At 64.9% G+C, this 26,184-nt stretch carries 23 protein-coding genes and 1 riboswitch; of the genes, 13 read left to right on the top strand and 10 right to left on the bottom strand.

All coding sequences use genetic code 11. The features are described from left to right. Positions 1-11: 11 nt before the first annotated feature. The 4 genes from cobJ to cobG are packed head-to-tail and all read right to left on the bottom strand — an operon-like array spanning position 12 to position 4,688. Positions 12-1,715, bottom strand: coding sequence for a precorrin-3B C(17)-methyltransferase (gene cobJ, locus B0G71_RS25120; protein ID WP_116145068.1), 1,704 nt, complete (start codon positions 1,713-1,715; stop codon positions 12-14). After that, complete coding sequence (locus tag B0G71_RS25115) at positions 1,712-2,443, bottom strand: precorrin-2 C(20)-methyltransferase (protein ID WP_116145066.1); 732 nt, start codon at positions 2,441-2,443, stop codon at positions 1,712-1,714. The genes cobJ and B0G71_RS25115 overlap by 4 nt, the downstream gene beginning before the upstream one ends. Then, positions 2,444-3,070, bottom strand: a complete 627-nt coding sequence (locus tag B0G71_RS25110; protein ID WP_106278201.1) for a precorrin-8X methylmutase — start codon at positions 3,068-3,070, stop codon at positions 2,444-2,446. Beyond that, positions 3,063-4,688, bottom strand: a complete 1,626-nt coding sequence (gene cobG, locus B0G71_RS25105) for a precorrin-3B synthase (protein ID WP_116145064.1) — start codon at positions 4,686-4,688, stop codon at positions 3,063-3,065. Before cobG ends, B0G71_RS25110 begins: the two co-directional genes overlap by 8 nt. Before the next feature lie 83 nt (positions 4,689-4,771). Beyond that, a riboswitch (cobalamin riboswitch) is annotated at positions 4,772-4,951 on the bottom strand. 84 nt (positions 4,952-5,035) lie between these two features. Between cobG and cbiE the strand changes: the two genes are divergently transcribed. The 4 genes from cbiE to cobM are packed head-to-tail and all read left to right on the top strand — an operon-like array spanning position 5,036 to position 9,027. After that, a complete protein-coding gene (gene cbiE / locus B0G71_RS25100; protein ID WP_116145062.1) occupies positions 5,036-6,433 on the top strand; it encodes a precorrin-6y C5,15-methyltransferase (decarboxylating) subunit CbiE in 1,398 nt (465 codons plus the stop codon). Beyond that, positions 6,433-7,530: a cobalt-precorrin-5B (C(1))-methyltransferase gene (locus B0G71_RS25095; protein WP_116145060.1), complete on the top strand. Its 1,098-nt coding sequence runs from the start codon at positions 6,433-6,435 to the stop codon at positions 7,528-7,530. The genes cbiE and B0G71_RS25095 overlap by 1 nt, the downstream gene beginning before the upstream one ends. After that, positions 7,527-8,255, top strand: a complete 729-nt coding sequence (locus tag B0G71_RS25090) for a cobalt-precorrin-6A reductase (protein WP_116145058.1) — start codon at positions 7,527-7,529, stop codon at positions 8,253-8,255. Before B0G71_RS25095 ends, B0G71_RS25090 begins: the two co-directional genes overlap by 4 nt. A 46-nt stretch (positions 8,256-8,301) precedes the next feature. Then, on the top strand, positions 8,302-9,027 hold the full coding sequence (gene cobM, locus B0G71_RS25085; RefSeq protein ID WP_116145056.1) for a precorrin-4 C(11)-methyltransferase: 726 nt from the start codon (positions 8,302-8,304) through the stop codon (positions 9,025-9,027). A gap of 73 nt (positions 9,028-9,100) precedes the next feature. Here the strand turns inward: cobM and metE are convergent, their stop codons facing one another. Next, positions 9,101-11,395, bottom strand: a complete 2,295-nt coding sequence (gene metE, locus B0G71_RS25080; RefSeq protein WP_116145054.1) for a 5-methyltetrahydropteroyltriglutamate--homocysteine S-methyltransferase — start codon at positions 11,393-11,395, stop codon at positions 9,101-9,103. A gap of 134 nt (positions 11,396-11,529) precedes the next feature. On the opposite strand from metE, the gene B0G71_RS25075 reads away from it, so the two are divergent. Continuing rightward, positions 11,530-12,459, top strand: a complete 930-nt coding sequence (locus B0G71_RS25075) for a LysR family transcriptional regulator (RefSeq protein WP_116145052.1) — start codon at positions 11,530-11,532, stop codon at positions 12,457-12,459. Between the two features lie 30 nt (positions 12,460-12,489). Here the strand turns inward: B0G71_RS25075 and B0G71_RS25070 are convergent, their stop codons facing one another. Beyond that, positions 12,490-13,590, bottom strand: a complete 1,101-nt coding sequence (locus B0G71_RS25070; RefSeq protein WP_116145050.1) for a polyamine ABC transporter substrate-binding protein — start codon at positions 13,588-13,590, stop codon at positions 12,490-12,492. A 40-nt stretch (positions 13,591-13,630) separates the two neighbouring features. Further along, positions 13,631-14,608: an agmatinase gene (gene speB / locus B0G71_RS25065; RefSeq protein WP_116145048.1), complete on the bottom strand. Its 978-nt coding sequence runs from the start codon at positions 14,606-14,608 to the stop codon at positions 13,631-13,633. A gap of 189 nt (positions 14,609-14,797) precedes the next feature. On the opposite strand from speB, the gene B0G71_RS25060 reads away from it, so the two are divergent. The 3 genes from B0G71_RS25060 to B0G71_RS25050 all read left to right on the top strand — a co-directional run bounded on the left by B0G71_RS25060 (position 14,798) and on the right by B0G71_RS25050 (position 17,930). Beyond that, the gene (locus B0G71_RS25060; protein WP_181916820.1) at positions 14,798-15,694 is read left to right on the top strand and encodes a LysR substrate-binding domain-containing protein; all 897 of its coding nucleotides are present in this window, start codon (positions 14,798-14,800) and stop codon (positions 15,692-15,694) included. A gap of 215 nt (positions 15,695-15,909) precedes the next feature. Further along, positions 15,910-16,803, top strand: coding sequence for a GyrI-like domain-containing protein (locus tag B0G71_RS25055; protein ID WP_116145044.1), 894 nt, complete (start codon positions 15,910-15,912; stop codon positions 16,801-16,803). A 2-nt stretch (positions 16,804-16,805) separates the two neighbouring features. After that, positions 16,806-17,930 carry a peptidase gene (locus B0G71_RS25050; RefSeq protein WP_116145042.1) on the top strand — a complete coding sequence of 375 codons (1,125 nt, stop codon included), beginning with the start codon at positions 16,806-16,808 and terminating at the stop codon, positions 17,928-17,930. Positions 17,931-18,005: 75 nt separating this feature from the next. On the opposite strand, the gene B0G71_RS25045 is transcribed toward B0G71_RS25050, so the two are convergent. Continuing rightward, positions 18,006-19,499 carry an MDR family MFS transporter gene (locus B0G71_RS25045; RefSeq protein ID WP_116145040.1) on the bottom strand — a complete coding sequence of 498 codons (1,494 nt, stop codon included), beginning with the start codon at positions 19,497-19,499 and terminating at the stop codon, positions 18,006-18,008. A 215-nt stretch (positions 19,500-19,714) separates the two neighbouring features. Between B0G71_RS25045 and B0G71_RS25040 the strand changes: the two genes are divergently transcribed. From B0G71_RS25040 to B0G71_RS25020, 5 genes are all read left to right on the top strand, one after another. Further along, positions 19,715-19,981: a DUF1488 domain-containing protein gene (locus B0G71_RS25040; RefSeq protein ID WP_116145038.1), complete on the top strand. Its 267-nt coding sequence runs from the start codon at positions 19,715-19,717 to the stop codon at positions 19,979-19,981. Between the two features lie 295 nt (positions 19,982-20,276). Next, positions 20,277-21,428 (top strand): porin, encoded by a 1,152-nt coding sequence (locus tag B0G71_RS25035; protein ID WP_116145036.1) that lies wholly within the window; start codon positions 20,277-20,279, stop codon positions 21,426-21,428. 144 nt (positions 21,429-21,572) lie between these two features. Then, on the top strand, positions 21,573-21,881 hold the full coding sequence (locus B0G71_RS25030; protein WP_116145034.1) for a DUF4148 domain-containing protein: 309 nt from the start codon (positions 21,573-21,575) through the stop codon (positions 21,879-21,881). A 348-nt stretch (positions 21,882-22,229) separates the two neighbouring features. After that, on the top strand, positions 22,230-22,865 hold the full coding sequence (locus B0G71_RS25025; RefSeq protein WP_116121771.1) for a carbonic anhydrase: 636 nt from the start codon (positions 22,230-22,232) through the stop codon (positions 22,863-22,865). 118 nt (positions 22,866-22,983) lie between these two features. Next, on the top strand, positions 22,984-23,712 hold the full coding sequence (locus B0G71_RS25020; RefSeq protein ID WP_116145032.1) for a carbonic anhydrase: 729 nt from the start codon (positions 22,984-22,986) through the stop codon (positions 23,710-23,712). A gap of 15 nt (positions 23,713-23,727) precedes the next feature. On the opposite strand, the gene B0G71_RS25015 is transcribed toward B0G71_RS25020, so the two are convergent. Then, the gene (locus B0G71_RS25015; protein WP_116145030.1) at positions 23,728-24,315 is read right to left on the bottom strand and encodes an alpha-ketoglutarate-dependent dioxygenase AlkB; all 588 of its coding nucleotides are present in this window, start codon (positions 24,313-24,315) and stop codon (positions 23,728-23,730) included. A gap of 125 nt (positions 24,316-24,440) precedes the next feature. Then, positions 24,441-26,114: an alpha,alpha-trehalase TreA gene (treA, locus tag B0G71_RS25010; RefSeq protein ID WP_116145028.1), complete on the bottom strand. Its 1,674-nt coding sequence runs from the start codon at positions 26,112-26,114 to the stop codon at positions 24,441-24,443. Positions 26,115-26,184: the final 70 nt, after the last annotated feature.

The raw sequence follows: 26,184 nt of genomic DNA, 5'->3' as shown, positions 1-26,184 counted from the left end.
CGACTGCCCAGTCACTCATACCACCGCGGCGTATAAACCCATTCGGCGCCGCCGGCGCCAACGCCAAATCGCCGCGTCGTCGACGACCCCACGATCACCATAGTCCGCATATCCACATCGGACGAACGCAATTCGCCCAACGTGAGCGTGCGCAACGTGCCGCCTGGTCGGCCAATATCGCGGCCCAACACCACCTGAGTCTGCGCCGCGCGATACTCCCGCACGATATCCAGCGCCTTATCCAACTGCCACGGCCGTGCGCGCGAAATCGGGTTATAGAACGCCATCACCAGATCCGCTTCGGCGGCATGCCGCAAACGCTTTTCGATGATCGTCCAAGGCTTCAGATTATCGGACAGCGACAGCATGCAGAAGTCGTGACCCAGCGGCGCACCCGCCTGCGCCGCCGTTGCCATCGCCGCCGATACACCCGGCACGATCGACAACTCGACCGCCGCCCAGTCCGTGTTCAGCGACGACTCTAACGCTTCGAGCACCGCCGCCGCCATCGCGAACACACCCGGATCGCCCGACGACACCATCACCACGGAACGTCCCTCGCTCGCCAGTTCGAACGCATGCCGCGCGCGTTGCATTTCCTCGCGATTGTCCGTGCCGTGCACGCGCTGGTCGGCGCGCAATGGGCCGGCCATTTTCACGTAGGTGTCGTAGCCGAGAATGTCGGTGGCTTCGGTGAGTGCCGTGCGCGCGGCCGGCACCATCAGATCGGCGCTGCCAGGGCCGAGGCCGATCACGGTCAGACGGCCGCGCGCGCGGCCGATCGTGTCAGGATCGATGGCGAGCGGCGCCAACGCGAGCGCGACGCCTGCCGCCGCGTCGTTGTGCAGCGTCTCGTACGGAATGCGCAAGGCGGCGTGCAGCAGGTTGGCCGGCGGCGCGCCATCGTCGGGACGTGTCAGCGCGAAACGCAACGGCACGTTCAGGTTCGCTGCAGCCTCGATCAGCGCCGGGTCGGCCATGCGCTCAGAAGACGCCAGCAATGCCGCGAGCGACAGCGGCGCGAGACCCTGCGCGTCCAGTGCCTCGCGCACGCGTGTCGCGATCTCGCCATCCACGGCCGTGACCGCTGCGACCACGCTGCGTGGATGAATCACCAGCTCGTCTTCGCGCCCGTCCCATGCACGCGGCGTCACGCGAATCGCAAGACGCGCCGAGTCGGAGCGGGGCAGTTGCGCGTCATCGAGCCACGGCGCTTCGCCTTCGATGCGCGTGCTCTCGCCGGCCAGCAGGTCCGACACGAAGCGCTTGCCCTGGCCGAGATCGGCGAGCGTATAGCCCTCGGGCGGATTCAACACGCAAGTGCCGAAACGCAGTTCGCCGCTCGTCGTGATGGCCGGTGGCACAGCCAGCAGCGCGGCAATCTCGCGCGCCATCACATTGACGCCGGCGAGACCGCCGAGCAGCGGCACGACCGCGCTGCCGTCTTCGGCGACGGCCAGCACCGGCGGCTCGACGCCCTTGTTCGACAACGACGGAGCGACACAGCGAATCACGATACCCGCCGCGCACAATGCGACGATCGGCGTGCCGCGCGCATACAGTTCCCGCAGATGCGCGCCGAGTTCGCTGTACGGCACGTCCGCCTCGACGCGTCCCTGCAACGCATGCATCTGGCTGCCTGCGTACAGCGACTGGATGCGCCGCGCCGTCGCCAGCGCGCCCGCGCCGAGAATGACTATCGCGGGTGCGCTCATCCTTGCCATTTTTCCCCCGGCACCACGAGTAGCGAAAAATACGGCGATGCCATCGGATCGACTTCGGCGAGCGGCACGATGCGCTGATTCCCCATCGTCGCGCGTTCGACGTAAAGCGCGCGGTCCGCGAGACCGAGTTCGCCGAGCACGCGCCGCACCTTGTCGAAGTTGCGGCCGAGTTTCATCACGACGGCGGCATCGGCATCGGCGAGACGGCGGCGCAATTCGTCTTCGGGCAACACGCCCGAGAGCACCGACAAGCTTTGATTGCGATACACCAGCGGCGCGCCGAGCACGGCGGCGCCGCCGAGCATCGAGCACACGCCCGGCACGACTTCGCTTTCGTAGCGCGCCGCGAGCCGGTCGTGCAGGTACATGTACGAGCCGTAGAAGAACGGATCGCCTTCGCAGATCACGGCGACGTCGCGGCCCGCGTCGAGGTGTGTGGCGACGACTTGCGCGGCGGTGTCGTAGAAGTCGGCGATGATCGCTTCATAGGAAAGCGGCGGTTCGAGCGCTTCGGTGGTCACGGGATAAACGAGCGGCAGATGCTGCTGGGCATCGTGCAAATGCGCCTCGATGATGCTGAACGCGTTGCCCTTCTTCCCCTTCGCGACAAAGTACGCGACCACCGGCGACGCCTTTAGCAAGCGCAGCGCCTTCAGCGTGATGAGTTCCGGGTCGCCGGGGCCGACGCCGAGGCCGAACAAACGTCCTTGCACCGTCATTTATTCGACCTCCGTGGCGAGCGCGTTCACGGCGGCCGCCGCCATCGCGCTGCCGCCGCGCCGGCCATGCACCACCACGTAGGGCACGCCGCGGCTGTCGTCCGCGAGCATGGCTTTCGATTCGGCCGCGCCGACAAAACCCACTGGAAAGCCGAGAATCAGCGCGGGTTTGGGCGCACCGGCGTCGAGCATATCGAGCAGGTGAAACAGGGCGGTCGGCGCATTGCCGATCACGACCACGCCGCCCGCCAGCTGCGGCCGCCACAATTCGAGCGCCGCCGCCGAACGCGTATTGCCGAGTTCACGTGCGAGCGACGGCACGTCTGGATGCGTCAGCGTGCAGATGACCTCGTTGTTCGCCGGCAGCCGCGCGCGCGTGATGCCTTGCGCGACCATGCCGGCATCGCACAGGATCGGCGCGCCTTGCGCGAGCGCCGCGCGGCCCGCCGCGCCCGCGCCTGCGGAAAATTGCAGATCGTCGATCACATCGACCATGCCGCATGCGTGGATCACGCGCACCGCGAGTTTTTCGAGGTCGGCGGGAATGCGCGACAAGTCGGCCTCCGCGCGGATCGTCGCGAAGGATTGGCGATAGATCTCCTGACCGTCGCGAATGTAATCAAGCATCGGTGTCACTCCGGGCGAGGCGTTCGAGCAGGTCGGCGGCCTCGCCGATCGTCAGTTGGCGCGCGACGCACTGGCCGAAGCCGGGCCGGCCGTCGCGCCGATAAAGGTCGTACAGGCCGGGCGCGGCGGCGAGCAGCGTGAACGGCGCGCAATGCGCGGCGGCGCACGAGCGCGAGCAGCCGCTCAGATGCACGTCCACGCCGGCTGGCAGCCGAGCCGCGAGGCGCAACGCGTCGCTCTTGGTGTCGGCGAGGCCCTTCACGCAGCCGCTCGATCCGGCGCACGCGATCAGGTGCGTAATCGCGTGTGCGGGATCGCAGGCGAGACCGAGGGCGTTCAGGCCGGACAACAAGGTCGGAACGGCGTGCGTGGCGATGTCGGGTAATAGCACGCTTTGCCAGGGTGTCAGGTGAAGCGTGGCGCTACCGTGCTGTTGCGAAAGCGTCGCGAGTCCCGTGAGTGTGTCTGCATCGAGACGTCCTAGCGGTGGCTGACCGCCGACGTGCCACGCTCCGGGCTCGCGTTGGGCGTGGGCGCCGAGGCGAAGGTTGGCGTCGGCTGGTGTAGCGCGATGCCAGTTCGCGAGATTCGCGTTTCGCGTTAGCGGGAAGTCGAGATATTGCTCGGCGTGATGCAGTACCGCGTCGACGGAATGCGGCGCGGTTAGCAGGTGGCGCATGCGTGTGGCGTCGGCGGCGGCGAGGTCGAGGAATGTCAGGAGCAGCGCGCGTACCAGGGCCGGGACTTGTGAAGGCAGGATTGCGGCTAGTGCGCCTGTGTTGTTCACGCCCGGTTTTGCAAGCGCGGTGCTTTGGCGTTGCATAAGCGCGCCGGCATAGGCGCTCACAGGCGGACAACCCGCGAACCCGAACACGAACCGCACGCCGTCCGCCTCTTGCGACGCCGCGAGCCACACATCGTGCGGATGGTCCACTCTCGCGAGCCGTTCGCCGCCGTCCAGCAACAGTGCGAATTTCGGCGACAGCGCCGCGAAACGCGCTTCGCTTTGCAGCATAGCGAGCAACTCGGCGCACAGCGGGCGTGTGTCGAATAGCGCGAACGGATCGCGTCCGGCAGCGGGGCTGATCATGACGTTGCGGACGTCGTCGGCTGCGGCTGCGGCGGAGAGTGCGTGGGCAGTGCCCACTCGCTGCGCTGCTGCGTCCGGGGCTTTCGAGGCCCATTCATTCACTGCGTTCGCGGCTTCGGCATCTGTAGCGCTCTTCGCGTCTGCGTTCACGGCGCTGGCGGCAACTGCATTCACAGCGTTGGCCGCCGCCGTGTTCCCAGGGCCCGCCACGCCGTTCGCCGGCATCGGCCCAAGACCCGCGTCGATCAAAGCCGCGATCAAAGCCGCCTCTTCACCGCGCTTCACGCCACGCACCTGCACATTCGCGCGATTGGTCAACTCGATCACCCCGCCCGCGTGCCGCGCGCTAGCCTCCGCGATCGCCCGAGCCTGCGCCGCGCTCAATTCGCCGCCGGGCGGTTTGATCCGGCAAATCCCGCCGTCGCGCGCGGCAACGATGCGCAGCAGCCCCGGACACGCCGAGGGCCGCAGCGTGGCGGCCGCGTCGGATAAAACGGTGGAGGGCGTTGCTTGATTCAAGACGGACACCGGGTTTAGCGTCGCGCGACGGCCCGAGCATGCCGTGAGGCGGGCATGGCTGCGGCATCGGTACACCCCGCCCGATGTTGGCTGGCACGAACAGTCTCGCCGGCAGGTCTCCTGGCTGGCAGGTCATGGTCCGCCGCGGCCTTCCCGGTCGAACCAGTGGCGTGGAGCGCAGGCGGACTCGCTGCATACAGTTGCGGGGGCAGCCACAGTGGCACTGTGTTCCCTCTTCGGCCCCGAAGGGCACCGGCGGCTGTATTATGCCTTTTTTCGAACAGCACAACGAGGCTGGACGCTTTGATCGGCGTGGCACAGCGCATTATTTGAAGACACAGAATGAGGATGGATGCATGCCCGCGTGGCTGACGGTGGTGGGCATAGGCGACGACGGCTTCGCCGGCTTGGGGCGGCCCGCGCGGCGGGCCTTGCTGGAAGCGTCGGTGGTGTACGGCGGCGAACGTCATCTGGCGATGCTGCCCGCGTGTCTCGCCGCGCGCCGTGCCGCCTGGCCGCGTCCCTTCGATCTCGCACCCTTGCTGGCCGAGCGCGGCGCAGCCGTGTGCGTGCTGGCGAGCGGCGATCCGATGCTGTTCGGCGTCGGCGCGACACTCGCGCGGCAATTGCCGGCAGGAGAATTGCGGGTGCTGCCGGCGCCGTCGTCGTTGTCGCTGGCGGCCGCGCGGCTCGGCTGGCCGTTGCAGGATGTCGCGACGGTGTCGCTGGTGGGGCGGCCGTTGCCCACGCTGAACGCGCATCTGCATGACGGCGCGCGCATGTTCGTGCTCAGCGCGAACGGGCGCACGCCCGCGGCGCTCGCGGCATTGCTGAACGCACGCGGTTACGGGGCGACCCGCATGAGTGTGCTGGAACACCTGGGCGGCGAACTGGAGCGGCGCATCGACGGCCGCGCGGATCAGTGGTCCGCGGGCGAGGTGGCCGCGTTGAACCTGATCGCGCTCGACTGCCGTGCTACCGAAGGCGCGCCGCGTCTGCCGCTGACCTGCGGTTTGCCCGACGATGCGTTTCGTCACGACGGCCAGTTGACCAAGCGGGACGTGCGCGCGATCACGCTCGCGCGCCTCGCGCCGACGCCCGGCGAATTGCTGTGGGATGTGGGCGCGGGCAGCGGCTCGATCGGCATCGAATGGATGCGCGTGCATTCCACCTGTCGCGCGATTGCGATTGAAGGGCACGCGGAACGGCAACGTTTCATCGAACACAATCGCGATGCGTTAGGTGTGCCGGGGCTGCAACTCGTGGCGGGGCGCGCGCCTGAGGCGCTGCAGGGGTTGCCAGTGCCGGATGCCGTGTTCATCGGCGGCGGCGTGACCGTGCCGGGCGTGCTGGAGGCATGCTGGGCAGGTCTGCGCGAAGGCGGGCGGCTGGTCGCCAATGCGGTCACCTTGCAAGGCGAGGCGGTGTTGGCGGCGTGGCGCGAGCGGCATGGCGGGACGTTGACACGGATCGCATTGGCGGACGCGCAACCGCTTGGCGGATTCGATACGTGGCGGCAGGCGTTGCCGATCACGCTGCTGGAGGTGACGAAGCCGGCGAGCGGCGAGGGCGTGAACCTCGTGGGAACCGAAACCGTGATTAACGCGGCGAATGCGGCGGATGCGGCGAATGTGCCGAATGCCAGGCGTGCCGCAAGTGCCGGAAGCGGTATGAGCGCCACGAATGTCGCCAACTCGACGAAAGCGACGAACACGGCCGGCGCCACCCCCACCGACCCATCCCCCGAACCCTGATGCGCGAAGAAACCCCCGAACAACCCGCGCCGCTGCGTAGCGGCTACACGACCGGCAGTTGCGCCACCGCGACGTCGCTGGCGGCGGCGCGTCTGTTGCTCGCGGGTGTCGTCAGCGAAGTGGCGGAGATCGTGTTGCCGAAGGGCCAGCATGTGCCGATGCCGCTGGTGTTCTGCCGCCTGATCGGCAATGGCGATGAAGGCGCGGAAGCCGGCACGATCAAGGACGCCGGCGACGATCCCGACGTCACGCACGGCGCCGTCGTTTTCGCGCGCGTGCGCCTCATCGCCGAAGCGGGCGTGATATTTCGCGCGGGGCCGGGCGTCGGCACGGTGACGCGCGCGGGGCTGACGCTGCCGGTCGGCGAACCCGCCATCAACCCGGTGCCGCGCAGAATGATGACCGAGCATCTGGCCGAACTCGCGGCGGAGCATGCGTACGGCGGCGGCTTCGAAGTGACGATCGGCGTGGAAGGCGGCGAAGCGCTGGCGCTGAAAACGATGAACCCGCGTCTCGGCATTCTCGGCGGGCTGTCGATCCTCGGCACCACCGGCATTGTGCGTCCGTTTTCGTGCTCGGCGTATATCGCGTCGATTCATCAGGGGATCGACGTCGCGCGCGCCAACGGCTATACCCATCTCGCCGCCTGCACCGGCAACGCGAGCGAGGACGCGATGCGCGCGCACTACGGCCTGCCGGATATCGCGCTGATCGAAATGGGCGACTTCGTCGGCGCGGTGCTCAAGCATATGAAGCGCGCGCCGGTCGAGCGCCTGAGCGTGTGCGGCGGCTTCGGCAAGCTCAGCAAGCTGGCGGCGGGTCATCTCGATCTGCATAGCCGCAATTCGAGCATCGACCTCGAGCGGCTCGCGCAATGGGCCGCCGAACAGGGCGCCGACGACGCGCTTCAGGCGGCGATCCGCGCAGCCAACACGAGTCAGCAGGCGGTCGCGTTGGCGCGCGCGCGGCAGGTGCCGCTCGGCGATATCGTCTGCCGGCATGCGCTGGCGGTAGCGCGCGAGATCGTGCCGCCGCAGGTCAACGTCGAAATGTTCGCGATCGATCGCCAGGGTAAGCTGATCGGAGCCGCGCAATGAAAACGAAGCGGATTCTGCTGCTCGGCGGCACAGGCGACGCATTGCGGATCGCGCGGCAACTCGCGCCCGAGCACGTGTATAGTCTCGCCGGCCTCGGCAAGGTGCCTGACGATCTGGCGTGCACGGTGCGAGTCGGCGGCTTTGGCGGCAGCGAAGCTATGACGCGTTACATTGCCGGTGAAGGTATCGATCTCGTGATCGACGCGACGCACCCGTATGCCGCGCAAATCAGCGCGAACGCGGCCGAGGCGAGCCGCGCCGCGCGCGCGCCGTATTGGGCATTGCGCCGCCCGGCGTGGCAACCGCAAGCCGGCGACGATTGGCGCATGGTCGGCGACTGGAGTGAACTCACGGATGCGCTCGCGCCGTTCAGAAAGCCGCTCTTCACGCTCGGCCGCGAACCGCTCGCGCATCTCGACGAGATTCCGCCGCATCAGTTCTGGGTCGTGCGTTGTCTCGAAGCGCACGCCGACACGCCGCGTGCGCGGATCCTCGCGGCGCGCGGTCCATTCACGCTCGAAGGTGAGCGTGCGCTATTCGCCCTGCAAGCCTTCGACGTGGTGGTCAGCAAAAATAGCGGCGGCCAGGCGACTGAAGCAAAACTCGAAGTCGCGCGTGAACGCGGTTTGCCGGTCGTGATGCTGCGCCGACCTGAATTGCCGGTAGCAGAGAGGGAATTCGAAAGCGTTTCCGATCTGCTCGACGCGCTGCAACGCGCAGTCTGAATCGCGCATGCATGCCACGCCGCCTCAACGAATCAGGGAGTAGTGAATGACGGTGTTTTTTATCGGCGCGGGTCCGGGCGACCCCGAACTGATCACGGTGAAAGGGCAGCGCCTCGTGCGCAGTTGTCCGGTAATCCTGTACGCGGGTTCGCTCGTGCCGGCCGCGGTGCTCGAAGGTCATGCGGCGCAGCAGGTCGTCAACACCGCCGAACTCGACCTCGATCAGATCGTCGCGCTGCTTGCGGCCGCGCACGACAAAGGTCTGGACGTGGCGCGCGTGCATTCCGGCGATCCGTCGCTGTACGGCGCGATCGGCGAACAGATCCGCAGACTGCGCGAACTGAAGATTCCCTATGAGATCGTGCCGGGCGTTACCGCCACGGCGGCATGCGCGGCGACGCTGGGTTGCGAACTCACATTGCCCGATGTTTCGCAGACGCTGATCCTCACGCGCTTCGCCACCAAAACCAGCATGCCCGAAGGCGAGCAACTGGCCGACCTCGCCCGTCATCGTGCAACGATGGCGATTCATCTCGGCGTGCGGCACCTTGCGCGGATCGTCAATGAATTGCGGCCGCATTACGGTGGTGCATGTCCGATCGCGGTGATCTATCGCGCGAGTTGGCCGGACGAGGAGACAATCACCGGCACGCTCGACGATATTGTCGGCAAGGTGCAAACGACCTCCATCGAGCGGACCGCGTTGATCCTGGTCGGCCAGGTGCTGGCCGCCGAGGGCTTCGCCGACTCGACGCTGTACGCGAAAGACTGAAACCGTCTGCGTGAAAAAGCCCATCCGCGCACCGTCACACAGTGCGCGGATTAGCTCACAACGCCAGATTCTCTTACGCCGTCACTTCATCCGGCTGCCTCGCCGCCAGCTTCACACGCAATGCCCTGGCGGCCTGAACCATATTCGTCAGCGCTGCTTCGGTCTCCGGCCAGCCGCGCGTCTTCAGCCCGCAATCCGGATTGACCCACAAGCGCTCAGCGGGAATCACTTCGCACGCGCGTTCCAGCAGACGTTCCATGGCTTGCGCATCCGGCACGCGCGGCGAGTGGATATCGTAGACGCCCGGGCCTATTTCGTTCGGATACGCGAAAGCGCCGAAGCCGTCGAGCAGTTCCATCGCCGAACGCGAGGTCTCGATTGTGATCACGTCGGCATCCATCGCGGCGATCGACGGCAGAATGTCGTTGAACTCCGAATAGCACATATGCGTATGAATCTGCGTTTGATCGGCCACGCCCGCGGCTGAAATGCGGAACACGCGCGTGGCCCATTCCAGATACGCGGCCCAATCGGCGCGACGCAGCGGCAAGCCTTCGCGGAAAGCCGGTTCATCGATCTGGATGATGCGAATGCCGGCCTTTTCCAGATCCACCACCTCTTCACGGATCGCGAGCGCGAGTTGCAGCGCAGTAGTTGAGCGCGGCTGGTCGTCGCGCACGAACGACCATTGCAGCATCGTCACCGGGCCGGTCAGCATGCCCTTCATCGGACGCTGCGTGAGAGATTGCGCGTAACGCGTGGTCTCGACCGTCATCGGTTCGGGACGGTAGACGTCGCCGTAAATGATCGGCGGTTTCACGCAGCGCGAGCCGTAGCTCTGCACCCAGCCGTTTTCCGTGAACGCATAGCCCCACAACTGTTCGCCGAAATATTCGACCATGTCGTTGCGTTCGGCTTCGCCATGCACCAGCACGTCGAGCCCCAACTCTTCCTGTTTGCGTACGGCGATCTCGATCTCGGCGCGCATGCGCTGCAGATAGTCGAGTGCGCGCAGTTCGCCGCGCTTGTAGGCGGCACGCGCCTGGCGGATCGCCGGCGTTTGCGGGAACGAGCCGATCGTGGTGGTCGGCAGGAGCGGCAGGCCGAGCGCTTCGCGCTGCAGGCGATTGCGTTCGGCGAACGGGCTTTGCCGGTCGGCCATTGCGCTGCTCACCGCGGCCACGCGTTTTTGCACGAGCGCGTTGACTACCGCGCTGGAACCGCGGCGCGCTTCGAGCGCGCGGTCAGCGGCAGTGAGTGTCGCTTCGGCCGCCGCAGGATCGCGCAAGGCGAGGGCGAGCGTGGCGACTTCGTCGAGTTTTTCCGTGGCGAAGGCCAGCCACGATTTCAGATCGGCGTCGAGTTTCTTTTCAGAGTCGAGCGAGACCGGCACATGCAGCAGCGAGCACGACGACGAAATCCACAAGCGTTCGCCGAATTCCGCATGCAAGGCCTGCAACGATTCGACGATCTCGCCGAGATCCGCGCGCCAGATATTGCGGCCATCGATCACGCCGGCCGACAACACAGCATGCGCAGGCAGCGCAGCGCGCCATGTTTCGAGTTGCTGCGGGGCGCGCACCAGGTCGAGATGCACACCGGCGACGGGCAACGCGGCCACGCGCGGCGCGTGCTCGGCGGCGCTTTCGAAGTACGTGGCCAGCAGCACTTTCACGCCCGATGCGCTGAGCACGTCATACGCGGCGGAAAACGCGTCGAGCCATTGCGCGGGCAGATCGACGCACAAGGCCGGCTCGTCGAGTTGCACCCATTCGATGCCGCGCTGCTTGAGCTTGTCCAGCAGACGGCTGTAGCGGATCACGAGCTTCGGCAGCAACGACAAACGGTCGAAGCCGGGGACATGGCTCTTCGACAGCCACAGATAAGTGATCGGGCCGATCAGCACCGGCTTGACCGGCAGGTTTAGCGCGAGCGCTTCATCGACCTCGTCGAACAGCCACTCGACGCCGCCGTCGAAACGCGTCTGCGGTCCCAGTTCGGGGACGAGGTAGTGGTAGTTCGTGTCGAACCACTTGGTCATTTCCATGGCGGGTTGTGCGGCGTTGCCGCGCGCGAGCTGGTAGTACTGGGCAAGCGTCAACGCCTTCGCATCGAAGCCGAAACGCTGCGGCAAAGCGCCGAGCAGCGCGCTCAGATTGAGCATCTGGTCGTAGTACGCAAAATCGCCGACGGTGACGAAATCCAGTTTTGCATCCTGCTGCAATTGCCAGTGACGGGCGCGCAGTTCGCGCGCGACGCCGCGCAGATACTGTTCGTCGGATTCGCCGCGCCAGAACGATTCCTGCGCGAATTTCAGTTCGCGCTGCGCGCCGATGCGTGGGAAGCCGGGAATATGCGTGCTGGCCATGTGAAGTCCTGTGTTCGTTGTGTGAATTGGCGTCAAGTGTGAAAGTCGCGCTATGATTCATCAAGCGACATGTTTTCACCAATGTATGAGCCACATTCATATTCAACCTGATTCGTCTAAAGCGGAGCCATCCCATGCTTGAGCTTCGCCACTTGCGTTCGCTGATTGCCATTGCCGAGTCGGGCAAGCTGGTAGCGGCTGCCGAACGCGTGCATCTGAGCCAGTCCGCGCTCTCGCATCAGATTCGCGATATCGAGGCGCACTATGAGGTGTCGCTATTCGAGCGCACCAAACAGGGCTTGCGTTTCACTGCGGCCGGCGAGCGGCTGCTTGCGCTCGGCCGCGAAACGATCGCGGCGGTGAGCGCGGCGGAGCGCGATCTTGTTCGGCTGAAAGGCGACACGCGCGGCGAGTTGCGCATCGTGCTCGAATGCCATACGTGCTTCGACTGGCTGATGCCGGTCATGGACGAATTCCGCCGGCGCTGGCCGGAGGTCGAAGTGGATCTCGTCGCCGGGTTCCACGCGGATCCGTTGCGTCTGCTGAGCGACGGCAAGGCCGATGTGGTGATCGGCTCGAAACCCGCCACGCGGCGCAGCCTGCATATCGCGCCGCTATTCCGCTTCGAGATTCTGGTGGTGATGGCCAACGAGCACCGGTTGCGCAACAAGCGTCGCGTGACGTCGGACGATCTGCGTGACGAGACGTTGATTACCTATCCAGTGCCGGAGGCGCGCATCGACCTGATTCGCGAGGTGCTGGAGCCCGCCGGCATCAAACTCGAACGGCGCACGGCGGAACTGACCATCGCCATCATGCAACTGGTGGCGAGCCGCCGCGGGATCGCGGCGCTGCCGAACTGGGGCGTGAAAAACTACGTCGATCACGATTACGTGCTGGCCAAGCGCGTCGGCAGCCAGGGGCTGTGGAGCGAACTGTACGCGGTGGCCGCGAAAGGCTTCGCGAACCGGCCTTATTTCGATGATTTCGTCAGGATCGTACGCGACACCTGTGCGGCGCAACTCGACGGCATCGAGTTGCTGACGGAAGAGGGCCACACGTAATGACCATCGCCCGCCTCAGTCGACAGTACTTCACGAACCCGATTTCAACTGCGCCCACAAGCGGCCTTCCAGACGCTTGATCTGCGCCGGCAAAGGCTTGAGCAGGAACAGCGTTTTCAGCACGGACTCGGGCGGATACACGGTCGGGTCGTTGAGAATTTCCGGCCGCACGAATTTGCGCGCGGCAGCATCCGCATTCGGATAGAACACGGTGTTGGTAATGTCCGCGTGCACTTCGGGGCGCTCGATATAGTTGATCCAGTCGAGCGCCGCTTCGGGATGCGGCGCATCTTTCGGGATCGCCATCATGTCGAACCAGACCGGCGCGCCGCCTTGCGGAATGAAGTACTTGACCTCATAGCGCTTGCCGGCTTCACGCGCGCGATGGCTTGCCATGGAAACATCGCCCGACCAGCTCAGCGCGAAGCAGATATCGTCGCCCGCCAGATCGTTGATGTAACTCGTCGCGTTGAACTGCGTGATATACGGGCGGATCTTTTTCAGCGCGTCGTACGCGGCCTGATAGTCGGCGGGATTCTCGCTGTTGGGATCGCGGCCGAGATAGTGCAGCGTGACCGCGAACACATCGGACGGCGCGTCGAGCACGGAAACGCCGCAACTCTTCAGTTTGCTCAGGTACTCGGGTTTGAACAGGATGTCCCAGTTATCGAGCGGCGTCTCGTTGCCGAAAATCTTCTTCACGCGGGTGACGTTGTAGCCGAGCCCCGTCGTGCCCCACGCCCACGGCACCGCGTACTGATTGCCGGGGTCAGCGTCGGCAACCAGCTTCAGCAGATTGCGGTCGAGGTTCGCGAGATTCGGCAGCTTCGATTTGTCGAGCTTCTGATAAATACCGGCTTCGATCTGTTTGGCCAGAAAGTTCGAGGTCGGCACCACGACGTCGTAGCCGGTCGAACCGGTCAGCAGTTTCGCCTGCAAGGTTTCGTCGCCGTCGTACACGTCGTAGCGCACGTGAATGCCGGACTCTTTTTCGAAGTTCGGCACGGTGTCTTTCGCGATGTAGTCAGCCCAGTTGTACAGGTTGAGCTGTTTTTCGTCGGCGTGCGAGGCAGCGCTGAGTGCGCCGAGCAGCAGGGCGGCCAGAAGCGGTTTCATCGTGGTGCGGGGCATGTGGGTCATCTCGTCGGGAAGGGTTCAACGGGTCGCGGACTTATCGATTCGAGAGTCGTTGCAGCTTCTGGTTGCGCATCAGGCACAGCATGTCCGACGCGAGATGCGCGGCGGCGAGGGCGGTCACGTCGCTGTGGTCGTAGGGCGGTGACACTTCCACTACGTCCGCGCCCACCAGGTTCACGGCGCCCAGCGCGCGCACGATCTCCAACGCTTGCGCCGAACTCAGCCCGCCCGCCACCGGCGTGCCCGTGCCGGGCGCGAACGCCGGGTCGAGACAATCGATGTCGAAGGTCAGGTAAGTGGGCGCGTTGCCGACAATGGACAGCACTTCGTCGATCGTGGCTTGCGTGCCGTTGCGATGGACCCACGGCGCATCGAGAATGCGCACGCCCATGAAGTCGTTGTTCCATGTGCGAATACCGATCTGCACCGAGCGCGCGGGATCGATTAGCCCTTCACGGATTGCCTTGTAGAACATCGTGCCGTGGTTCAGCGAATCGGGGTTGTCGTCCGGCCAGGTGTCGCAATGCGCGTCGAAGTGGATCAGGCTCAGCGGCTTGCCGTATTTCTCGACGTGCGCGACGAGCAACGGATACGTGATGTAGTGGTCGCCGCCGAACGTCAGCATGCGCGCCCCGGTGGCAAGAATGCCGCGGGCGTGCGCGATGATCGCGTCGCGAATGCCCGACGGGTTGTGCGCGTCGAACCAGCAGTCGCCGTAGTCGACCACGTTCAGATGATCGAATGGATCGACGCCCCACGGAAATGCGCCGAGTTCCGCCAGTTGCACGGAGGCGGCGCGCACGCCCGCCGGGCCGAAGCGCGTGCCGGGACGGAAGGTCGTGGCGAGATCGAGCGGGATGCCCGATACGGCGACGTCCACGCCGGTGAGATCGCGCGAGTAGGGACGGCGCATGAAAGACAGCACGCCCGCGTAGGTCGGCGCGGCAGGCTGGCCGCCCTCCTGAGCGGGGCTTTTCAAATACGGATGCGGCGCGTTCAGATTCAGGGTCATACGGAGCTATCCAGTCGGTTGAATGACGCGCCCGTCACACAAATATTTCTCATGTCTGCCGCAAGGCGAATCAGCGGCGAATTACGCGTGACGGGCAACTGGGTCTATGATTGCGGGGAAAAATTCCGGCGAAAAGCGAAGAATCTTGCTGGAAGTATCGATATTTCTAATATCTCGCCCAACCAGACAATGCGCAGACTTCCACCCTTGCAAGCCTTGCTCGCCTTCGACGCCGCCGCGCGTCTGGGCAGCTTCACGCGCGCCGCGCAGGAACTGGCGCTGACGCAGTCGGCGATCAGCCATCAGATCCAGCAGCTCGAGGAATGGACCGGGCAGCCGCTGTTTCGCCGCATCGGCCGCGGTGTGGCGCTGACCGCCGCCGGCACGCTGTACGCGCAAACCGTGACGACGGCGCTCGCCACGCTTGCCGACGGGCGCGATCGCATCGAGCCGTACGGCAATCCGGATTCGGTGATTCTCGTGTGCGCGCCGCAATTTGCTTCAGGCTGGCTGATGCCGCGCATGCGGGCGTTCGCCGAAGCGTTGCCGACACTGGAGCTCTGGCTCGTGACCGGCGAGGAAGTCAACGAGATCGACCGCGTGGACGTCGATCTGGTCGTGTCGTCGAAGGCCATCCGAACGCCGGAGGTGGTGTGCGAGCCATTGCTCGACGAAGCGGCCGTGGCGATCTGCGGACCGGTGACGGCGCGCCGTCTGCGCGACGCGCCGTTTCCCGATGTGTTGACGCAGGCGCCGCTGCTGGTGCACGAGGCGCGTCCCGAATGGGCGCCGTGGCTGCCGGAATTAAAGCGCGGCGGCTTGCGCACGCGCCGGGCGATCACGGTCAGCGATCCACGTTTTCTCGTCGCTGCTGCGGAACAGGAAATGGGCATCGCGATGGTGTCGCGACTCGACGCGGGCGACGCGTTGACGAGCGGCCGCGTCGAAGTCCTGCCGCAAGTGCCGGGTTTCGCGCTCACGCCGCTCTGGCTGATGCGCTCAGCGCAGCCGGCGCGCTCGGCCGCGGTGGATGCGGTGCACGCGTGGATGATCGCGTTGTGCCGTGAGGAGCAAGGAGCGCAATGAGCACGCTCGCGATCGCCGGCGCGACAGGGAAAGAGCATGCTGCCTCTCTGGCGCGAGCGGGACAGAGCATGCTGCATTGCCGGCGCAACCAGGAAAGATCATGATGCCTCGCTGGCGCGAGCGACAAAGAGCATGCTGCATCGCGCGGCACACGCCGCCTGAAATTTCGCAAGCTCTGCACCGTCTTGCGGCCGCGACGCCGCTATCCTAGCGCCATGATGAAGCCCAGCACCGAACGTGATTACCGTCGGCGGATCGCCCGCGTGGTCGAGGCGATTCTGCTCGAACCCGGCGCGCACCATACGCTGGAGAGCCTCGCCGCGGTGGCGCTCCTGTCGCCGTTTCATTTTCATCGCGTCTACCGGGCGCTGACCGGCGAGAGCGTCGTGGAGACCGTGCAGCGCCTGCGGCTTGCGCAAGCGGCACAACGGCTGACCGATGCCGCCGCGTCGGTCACCACGGTCGCGCACGATGCCGGCTACAACAGCCCGCAAGCCTTCGCGCGTGCGTTTCGCGGCTTCACCGGCGTCTCGCCGAGCGAGTTCAAGGCACGGCAAAAACGTCTGGCCGCGCCATGCACGGGCCGCGCGACTGACGCACAGCTCGACGCGCCGAGGAACAACGCCCCGGCTCCGGCGCTGCCTGCCGTCGAACTCACGGAGATCGCGCCGTTCGACGTGCTCAGTCTGCGGCACGACGGACCCGTCGCAACCATCGGCCAGACCTTTCGCGCGCTCATGACGATGCTGCGCTGCGACGAAAACGCGGTGATGGATCAGCGCGTGGGCATCTGCGTGCGCGATCCGGCGGCGAAGGACAGCTTCAGCTATCGCGCGGCGATCGTCGCGAGCCCGCGTGACGTGCCGCTCGAAGCCGGCGATGCAGTCGAACCGTTACGGCTCGAAGGCGGGCTGTACGCGGTGCATCGGCTGATCGGTCCGTATGCGTTGATCTCGCCGACCTTTCGCGCACTTTACGGCGGCTGGCTGCCGCAAAGCGGTTATCTGCGCGACCGGCGTCCCGCACTCGAGCTGTATCGCAATCCACTGGTCGCCGGTCTGCAGCAGACGTGCGTGACCGACCTGATGATTCCTATCCGCAAGGACTGACCATGTTTCGTGCGAGCTGTGCCGTCATCGCCGGATTGGCATGTGCGGCGGCGTTGTGCTGGGCGGGCGTCGCGTCGGCGGATCAGGCCGACCTGCATGTAGGCGAGACGACGCGCGTGTTCTGTCCCGCCGTGGCTCGCCATTGGCGCGGGGCGAAAACCGAGGCACTGGTGACGCGCATCTGGTATCCGGTCGATACGTCGGTGCCGCAGACGCCGCGCGAGATCGGCGCGCCCGCTCAGCCGATCTTTCACGGCCATGCCGCCGCCGACGATGCGCCGCTCTCGACCGCCCGCACGAGCTATCCGTTGCTGGTGCTCTCGCACGGCACGGGCGGCACCGCCGACAGTCTCGACTGGCTGGCCGCGGCGCTCGCCGCGCAGGGCTATATCGTGGCCGGCGCCAATCATCCGGGCAACAGCGCGGCGGCGCCGATGACGCGCGACGGCTTCATGCTCTGGTGGGAGCGCGCCACCGACGCGAGCGAAGTGCTCGACGGCGTGCTCGCCGATCCACTGCTCGGGCCGCATGTGGACCGCGAGCGGATCGGCGCGGTGGGTTTTTCGCTGGGCGGCTATACAGTGCTCGAACTGGCGGGCGCGCGGACCAATCTGCCGGCGTTCGAGCGTTTCTGCGCATCGCCTGAGGCCGACGCGATCTGTCATCCACCGGAGGCGGCGCGCATCAGCGATGCATCGGGCGTGGCGCCCTCGGCACTCGACGATCTATCAGCGGCAACGAAGGCCTCGCGCGCACGGTCCGGCGCGTCGTATCGCGATCCACGCGTCAAAGCCGTGTTCGCCATTGCGCCCGCATTGGGCGAGGCCTTCGACGACGACTCGTTTGCCGGCGTGACGATTCCCGTCTCGCTGCTCGCGGGTGAGGCCGACGTCACCGTGCCGGTGGCCACCAACATTCACCGCATAGCGGGTTTGCTGCGCAACGCGCATGTGGAGATGGTGCCAGGCGCGTCGCATTACACGTTTCTGGATACCTGTCTCGCTGATGTCGTCGCGCACCTCGCGGGCATTTGCCGGGATGGACCGGGCGTCGATCGTGATGCGGTGCATGCGCTGGCTGCCGACCGGGCGATCCGCTTTTTCGCGGCGACCTTGCCGGCGCGGTGACGCCGACAGAAGTGCGTCAGGCTTATCGAACAAAGCGCGGCAGCGGACCGTACGCCGCCGCGCCCGCCACGCATCTCAGTCCTCCAGCGGCGCCAATGCTTCGATCGGCATCTTCCTCTCGCCGCCGATCCTGATCGCGGGCACGAACATCAGCAGCACGACCACGAAGATCGCGATGACGAAGAGCGAAATGAACGTGAGGTGCAGCGATTGATGCAGGACAGTGCGGATCATGTCGCTGTCACCGAGACTGGCGGCCTGATTTTGCAACAGCGCCTTCAACTGATCCGACGTGACCACGGCCACACCCTTCGAATGACTGAGGCCGAAGTTGAGCACCGCGCCGAACAGCGTTGCGCCCAGGGTGCTGCCGAGATTGCGCGAAAACAGATTCGACGCGGTGGCGCTGCCGCGTTCGTCCATGCGAACGATCTCCTGGATCAGGATCAGGCAACTGACGCTCGACGTGCCCATGCCGAAGCCCATGATCAACGAGCCGAATGCGGCGACGAGCGGCGAGCCGCCGGGCGACAGAAACAGCAGCAACAGCGCGCCGAGCGGAATGGCCGCGCTGCCGCCGATCAGAATGCGCCGCAAGCCGAGGCGATGAAACGACTTCGCCGCGAGCGTCGCGCCGGCCGGCCAGCCCACCATCATCATCGTCAGGGCGAGGCCGGCGATCACCGGCGAGCGATGCAGCACGCCCTGCACGTACATCGGCAAAAACGTGGTCGCGCCCATCAGGATCATGCCGGACAGCAACGTGGCGCCGTTGGAGGCGGCAATCGGCCGGCGGCTCCAGAGCGCGAAGGAGATCATCGGTTCAGCCGCGCGGCGCTCCTGCCACACGAACAGCAGCACGCACAGCACGAACGCGCCGCCCGCCATCGACGCTTGCGCAATCTGGTCGTCGCCGGCGTAGGTGAGCGCCATCATGAGGGCGGCGATGGCCGCCATGAACAACGCCGCGCCGCCGAAATCGATCGAAGGGCGCGCATGCCGTTCCGATTCGCGCAGAAACGCGATGAAGCCCGCCGCGGAGGCAAGGCCGATCGGCACGTTCATCCAGAAGATCCAGGCCCACGACATGTTGTGAATGATGAAGCCGCCGACCATCGGGCCCACCACCGCGGAAATCGCCCACACGCTAGCGAGATAGCCTTGCACCTTGCCGCGTTCGCGCGCGGGATAGAGATCGGCGACGATGGTCAGCGTGACCGGCTGGATCGCGCCCGCACCGACGCCCTGAATCAGCCGGAACGCGATCATCGCCGGCATCGACCACGCGAAGCCGGCCAGCACCGAGCCAAGCAGAAAGATGGCGATGCCGGCCAGCATGACGGGCTTGCGGCCGTACAGATCGGCGAGTTTGCCGAATACCACGGTCATGGCGGTCTGGGTGAGCAGGAACGACGAGAAGACCCAGCTATACAGATGCAGATCGCCGAGTTGCGCGACGATCTGAGGCATGGCGGTGGAGACGATGGTGGCTTCGATGGCGACCATCGCCATGGACGCCATCACGGCGGCAATGACGAGGGGACGCGACGATTGCGGGTTGCGGGACATGGGCCAGGAGTTAGTATTAGGATATAAGGCACGTCGGGCAGCGTGGCCATGGGCGGCCAGGCCGTGACGCATCGGCACGACCGTACGAGGACGGCCGGTGTCGAGTATGCACCCTGCTGAGAATGTGCGCTGACCCCGGCCGGTCTTGCGGATCACGCCGCCGTGGCACAGCGTTTGCGCACTCGAAGCTTTCTTTCGACAAATGGAGGGTCATCATGAGGATCGAATTCACCGGACGCCGTGAAGTGGTTGCGGCGGCGCGCGTCGCCTTCGAAGCCAATGTCGACGGGGCCGACGTCTGGTGCAGCGTGTCGCTGGATGCGCTGAACGAGCATTTCGGCAACCACGGCCCTTCGGCCCATGACCTCGTCAATACGTTCGAGGCGAATCGCGCGCGGATTGAAAACGCTACGCGCAAGGTCCTCGAAAAAAACGGCGGGCAGTCCGTGGAACTCGAAACCGGTGATTTCAACAGGGCCTGAGCGGCCTGGTTTCTGATTGACGATGAGCCCGGCGCGCGCGCCGGGCCTCGCAAACGACTCAACGGCTGTTGTTCATACACAACCCGCCATTCCGCGCAGAGCCATCGCCGCGCGTCTCCTGCTTTCAAAACACCTCGTCGAAGCGCGGCACATCGCGATTGCTGCGTGCAGATGACGGATTCTTCCAGATTCCATAAAGGACTGCTCCAGGGTCCGGGCATTCGTTTTCAATGCCCGCGTTTCTATACTCGCGTCGCTGTTCAACCTGATATTCCAGCTACGCAGGAGCATTGACGTGAAAAAGATTACCGCCGCGGTCGCGGCGTTCGCAGGACTCGCCGCGGCGACGGCGCATGCGCAAAGTTCGGTCACGCTGTACGGCCTCATCGACGCCGGCGTGATGTACACCAACAACGTGAAGAAGGGCGGATCGCAGGGCGCGCTGGTGCAGGCGACGAGCGGCAACATCAACGGCAGCCGCTTCGGCTTGCGCGGCGCGGAAGATCTCGGCGGCGGGTTGCAGGCGATTTTCGTGCTGGAGAACGGCTACAACGTGCAGAACGGCAAGCTCGGCCAGAACAACCGGCTGTTCGGCCGTCAGGCGTTTGTCGGCTTGAGCAGCAAGCAGTACGGCACGCTCACACTGGGCCGCCAGTACGACTCGCTGGTCGATTTCGTCGCGCCGCTCTCGGGCACGGCGGGCACCTTCGGCGATACCGGCTTCGCACATCCGTTCGACAATGACAATCTGAATCACTCCGTGCGCATGAGCAACGCCGTGAAGTACACGAGCGCGAACTACGCCGGTCTGAAGTTCGGCGGGATGTACGCGTTCTCGAACAACACGGAATTCGCGGTCAATCGTGCCTATAGCGCCGGCGTGAGCTATGTCAACGGTCCGTTCAAGGCGGCTGCCGGCTATTTGCAGATCAACGGTTCGAACTCGACCGGCAATACGTCCGGCGCGGTCGATCTCGGCGAATCCACGGCCAACGGCACGGGCGGCTTTCAGCTTGGCGCCGATGTGCAGCGCACGGCTGGCGCCGCGTTGAGCTATGGCTTTGGTCCCGTGACGGCCGGCTTCGTCTACACGCACAGCCAGTTCCAGAACACCGCATCGTTCGGCGCCACGCATGGCTCGATGCGCTTCGACAACTACGAAGTGAACGGCAAGTACGCCGTGACGCCCGCGGTGAGCCTCGGGGCGGCCTATACCTATACGGACGCGCATGTGGGCGGCACCTCGAGCTTCGGCTCGGATCCGAAGTGGAATCAGGTGAACCTCCAAGCCGTCTATGCGCTGTCGTTGCGCACCGACGTGTATGCCGAAGCGATGTACCAGCACGTGAGCGGCAAGGGCTACACCGCGTTTATCAACACCGCGGGCGGCGCGTCGTCGACGGCAAATCAGGTGGTCGGCACGGTGGGGATCCGCACGCGCTTCTGAGCGTGATTGCTCCGGATTCAGGAACAATCCCTTCGACGGCAGGCCGTTATTCTATGAGGAATCGGCACCTATATTGGTTTCAGCGGTTGCGCGGAGAGCGATTCGAAGCGCTGCTGACCATCAATTATCGGAGGTGTTTCCATCATGAATTCCCTGATCAAGGCTGTCGTTATCGTCGCTTCGCTGGCTGCTTCGGCCACCGTGTTCGCCCAATCGAATTCCGGCATTACGCGCGAGCAGGTGCGCGCGGAACTGGTTCAACTGCAGCAGGGCGGCTATCACGTCGGCGACGGCGACCAGGCGCATTACCCGGAAGCGATTCAGGCCGCAGAAGCGCGCGTCGCCGCGCGCAATGGCGAGACCAGCGGTTATGGCGGCAACGTGGCGGGTACGTCGCAAAGCGGCCGCCCGGCTGTGTCCTCCGCCGACTGGAATGCGATGTATAGCCGTTGATCCGACGGGCGCGGGGTAGTGCGAGCCGGGTTGGAAGGGACTCTTCCAGCATGGCGTATATATCGGCTCCGGCGGTATCGGTAAAGTAGTCAGGCACGCACGGTTTCCGGTGTGCGAGCGAGAGAGTTGGCCCCGGCTGGTAACAGCCGGGGCTTTTTTTATTTCGCCGCGCACGGTGAAAATGTTCTCACCATGGCGCCTCGGCGACGTTCGCGCTCGCATGTTTGTCCAGTGCGCGGTCGCGCCTTTGGCTGCGGTATAGTCGCGCCAATGGATCGCATGTATGCTCGCGGGTTTCATATTGCCGCGAGCACTGCGGGCTCACGCTTCGATTTATGGAGAACAATCGTGCAGGAAATTATCGAGGGTCTCATCCGCTTTCAACGCGAAGTCTTTCCGCAGCAAAGCGCATTGTTCAAGCGTCTGTCCACGGCGCAAAGTCCCAGCACGCTTTTCGTGACGTGCTCGGATAGCCGTGTCGTGCCGGAGCTGCTGACGCAGACCGAGCCGGGTTCGCTGTTCGTGATCCGCAATGCGGGCAACATCGTGCCGTCTTATGGTCCGGAACCGGGCGGTGTGTCGGCGACCGTCGAATACGCGGTGGCCGTGTTGGGCGTGCGCGATATCGTGATCTGCGGCCACTCGAACTGCGGCGCGATGACGGCGATCTCGACCTGCAAGAATCTCGATCATCTGCCGGCAGTGGCGGGCTGGCTGCGTCACGCGGATGCGGCCAAGGCCATCAACGCATCACGCACCTACCATTCGGATGCCGAGTGCCTCTCCGCGCTGGTCAAGGACAACGTGATCGCACAACTGGCGAACATCCGCACGCATCCGTCGGTGGCAGTCGGGCTCGCGAATAAAACACTGCGGCTGCACGGCTGGATCTTCGATATCGAAAGCGGCACGATGCTCGCGCTCGACGGCACTAGCGGCAAATTTCTACCGCTAGTGGACAACCCGGACATCTACGCCGTCTAACTTGATGTCCGAGCGTGGGAAGCGCACGATGAGGCGTCGCGCGCGCGACCCGCTTTCACGGCTCATGCCGGTTCGAACGGCACCGCTGGGGCGTTGCTCATGACATAGGAGGCGAGCCATGTGCGGCCGTCATCTGTCTTCCCCCACGCGGCGCAATCTGCTGCTGGCCGGTGCGTCGTCGATCACGCTGGCGGGTTTGTCGCGGCGCGTAGCCGTGGCGGCGGATCCCGCGCCAGGCAATGCGCCGAATTCGATTCCACCTTCTGAAGCGCTCGACCGCCTGATGCAGGGCAACGCCCGTTACGCCGCGAACAACCCTTCAAACAAGGACTATTCCGCAGGCCGCGCGGCGCGTGTCTCGGCGCAGTATCCGATTGCCGCCGTCGTTGGGTGTGCGGATTCGCGGGTCGCGCCCGAGCTCGCCTTCGATCAGGGTCCGGGCGATCTGTTCGTGGTGCGCGTGGCAGGTAATTTCGTCAACGACGATATTCTCGCGAGCCTCGAATACGGCGTCGAGTTCCTCGGGGTGCCACTCATCATGGTGCTCGGGCATACGCAGTGTGGCGCGGTGAGCGCCACGGTCAAGGCGCTCAAGGATGGCGCTCATTTGCCTGGCCATCTGCCGGAACTGGTTCGCGCGATCAAGCCCGCCATGCAGATGGCGAAAGTGACGAAAGGAGATCAAGGCGAGGATCTCGTTACGCAAACCACGATTGAAAACGTCAGGTTGAATGTCAACCGGCTGATCGCCTCCAGACCAATGATCGGGCCGTACGTGAAAAGCGGGAAGGTCAAGATTGCCGGCGGCATTTACGACCTCGCGACCGGCAAGGTCACGTTGCTCTGACGCACCATTCGTCAGTCAACCGCTGAAGCACCGAAACGCGAGGCTGATACGCGGCTCCGTCGCACCCGCGAGCTTGGGAATGCCGTGCTCGTGCGTGAATTGCGACGCATAGCTCATGACCAGACAACTGCCGGGTTCCAGTTCGACATGCACGATCCGTCCGGCGCCGGCGCCCGCTTTCGGCCGGATCGACATGCGGCGGCTCGCGCCGAGCGAAATGATGGCAATGGGCTGAGCGGGCACCAGCTTCTCGGTCTTGTCGCTGTGAAGCGCGACGCTGTCGCCGCCGTCGCGATAGAGATTGAGGCCGACGCGGTTGAACGGCGCGCCCACGAGCGCGCGCACGGCTTCGAATGCCTCGCCCAAGGGCGCGGGCAGATCGCCGGCACCACGCGCGAAGGTGGCGAGCAGACGCGGCACAGCGACTTCGCGGTCGTACATCATGCGCTGCTGACTCAGCCAGCCGACATTGCGCAGCGCCGTCTCGAACCACGCTTGCGCCGTGGCAGCCGGGATCGACTCGGGCAGATAGCGGATTCCGCCTTCCTGGTCATGGAGAAGGGAAAAGGGCTCGGGCGCGAATAGGGCTTGCTGGGACACCATGATTCCGACGTGGGCTGGGTGCCGCGCAATCAGACAACGAAGGGCGGCTCGGGGCAACCATTATACTGTGTTTTTATACAGTATTCATGGGCCGCCACGGCCGCGAGCCCGCCCTCCGTGCGGACTCAATCGCCCGGGCTATACAGGTCGAGCAGCTTGAGCGTCACGCCATTGGTCCAGCCGAAGCCGTCCTGCAACGGATATTCGCCACCACCGCCGCCGCCCGTTCCCGAGCCTTCCACCACGTATTTCTCGACCAGTTTCTGATCGGACGCGTAGACGCCTTTCACGTCGGTAAGAAAACGCGTGCCGATCTGTTGCGCGAGCTCGTCCTGCCCGTAGCGCTTCAAGCCCTGAATGGCGGCCCAATGCAGCGGCGCCCAGCCGTTCGGCGCATCCCATTGCTGCGTCGTGTTGTAGGTCGTGGTGACGAGGCCGCCCGGTTTCAACAAGGTCGACTGCACCTGTTTCGCCGTCTTGAGCGCACGTTCCGGCCACGCCGCGCCGACAAACAGCGGAAACACCATCGCCGCCGTTTTGTTGTCGCGCGGTTTGGCGAGTTGCCAGTCATAGTCGCCGTAATAGCCGTTGGGATTCCACAGATACCGGTTGATGCCGAGCGCGCGTTTCGCGGCGCGTTGCGCGAATTCGCCGACGCAGCGGAAATCGCGCGTCTCGCCGCAACCCTTGGCGATGGTGATCTCGAGGTGGAACATCAGGCTGTTCAGGTCGACCGGAATGATCGACGTGGTGCGCACCGTCGCGAGCGTCATGTTGTCGCCGAACCAGCGCGAGCTGAAATCCCAGCCGCTTTCGGCGGTGGCGCGCAACTCGCGGTAGACGTCGTTCGGCTTGCGGCCGCTCGCCTGTTGCGCGGTCTGGATGTCCTCCAGATACGACTCGTCGCGCGGCGTGTCGAGCTCATCCCAGTAGCGGTTGAGCACCGTGCGATCCGGCATCACGACCACATTGCGCGTGGCCGAGCCGGGTTGCGTGGTGGTCTCGCCCTGCATCCAGTACGCGTATTCCTTGCGCAGCGCCGGCAGGTACTTCTGGTAGACGCCGTGGCCCTCCGCCTTCGCGGCGAGTTCGACCATGTGCGAGAAAAACGGCGGCTGCGAACGGTCGAGGTAGTAGGTGCGATTGCCGTTCGGAATATGGCCGAAGGTATTGATCTCGTAGGCGAAGTTGTCGAGCATGTCGTCGACGAGATTTTCGTTGCCCGATTCCTGCAGCCCGAGCATCGTGAAATAGGTGTCCCAGTAGTAGCCTTCGCGAAAACGGCCGCCCGGCACCACATAGGGTTTCGGCAATGGAATCAGCGAGCTGTTGGGCGGCGCGCTCGTGGTGGTGCGGGTCAATGCGGGCCACAGCCAGTTGATGTGTTCACGCAGAGTCTGGTTGGCGGGCGGCGTGATGATCGGCTCACTCGGCGGCGTGAAGTATTTGTTGACGAACTTCGCCAGCGAAAAGCGGGGGTTGTGCTTTTGCTGCTCGTACAGTTGGACGATCGCGGCGGGATCGGCGTTCGGCGTTGCGTCGACGAAGGTCTTCTGATCCGGGTAGATTTGCGCGGTTTGCACGGCGACGAAGAGATCGCCGTAGAGTATGTCGGGCGCGGGCGGAAGCGTGCCGCCGACCTGCGTGTCGGCATGGCAGACGCCGGCGAGATTGATCAGGAAAACGAAGCTTGAAGCGGCCGCTATGCGGTGCAGCCTGGTGGATTCGACGCTACGGAAAGCGGTGCGGGATACGCTGCCGACGCGCGCGAAGTTGCGCAATTGCGATGACTCAATCATGTCTCCTCCAGAGGAATGGACAACAGGATTGGTCTGCCTCGCGCCCAATGCTTCTTCTAGGGATGACCAG

This window comes from Paraburkholderia sp. BL27I4N3, assembly GCF_003386115.1.
Classification (GTDB): Bacteria; Pseudomonadota; Gammaproteobacteria; order Burkholderiales; family Burkholderiaceae; genus Paraburkholderia.
The sequence above is the reverse complement of the archived record's forward strand: the minus strand, read 5'-3'. Positions and strand labels throughout refer to the sequence as shown.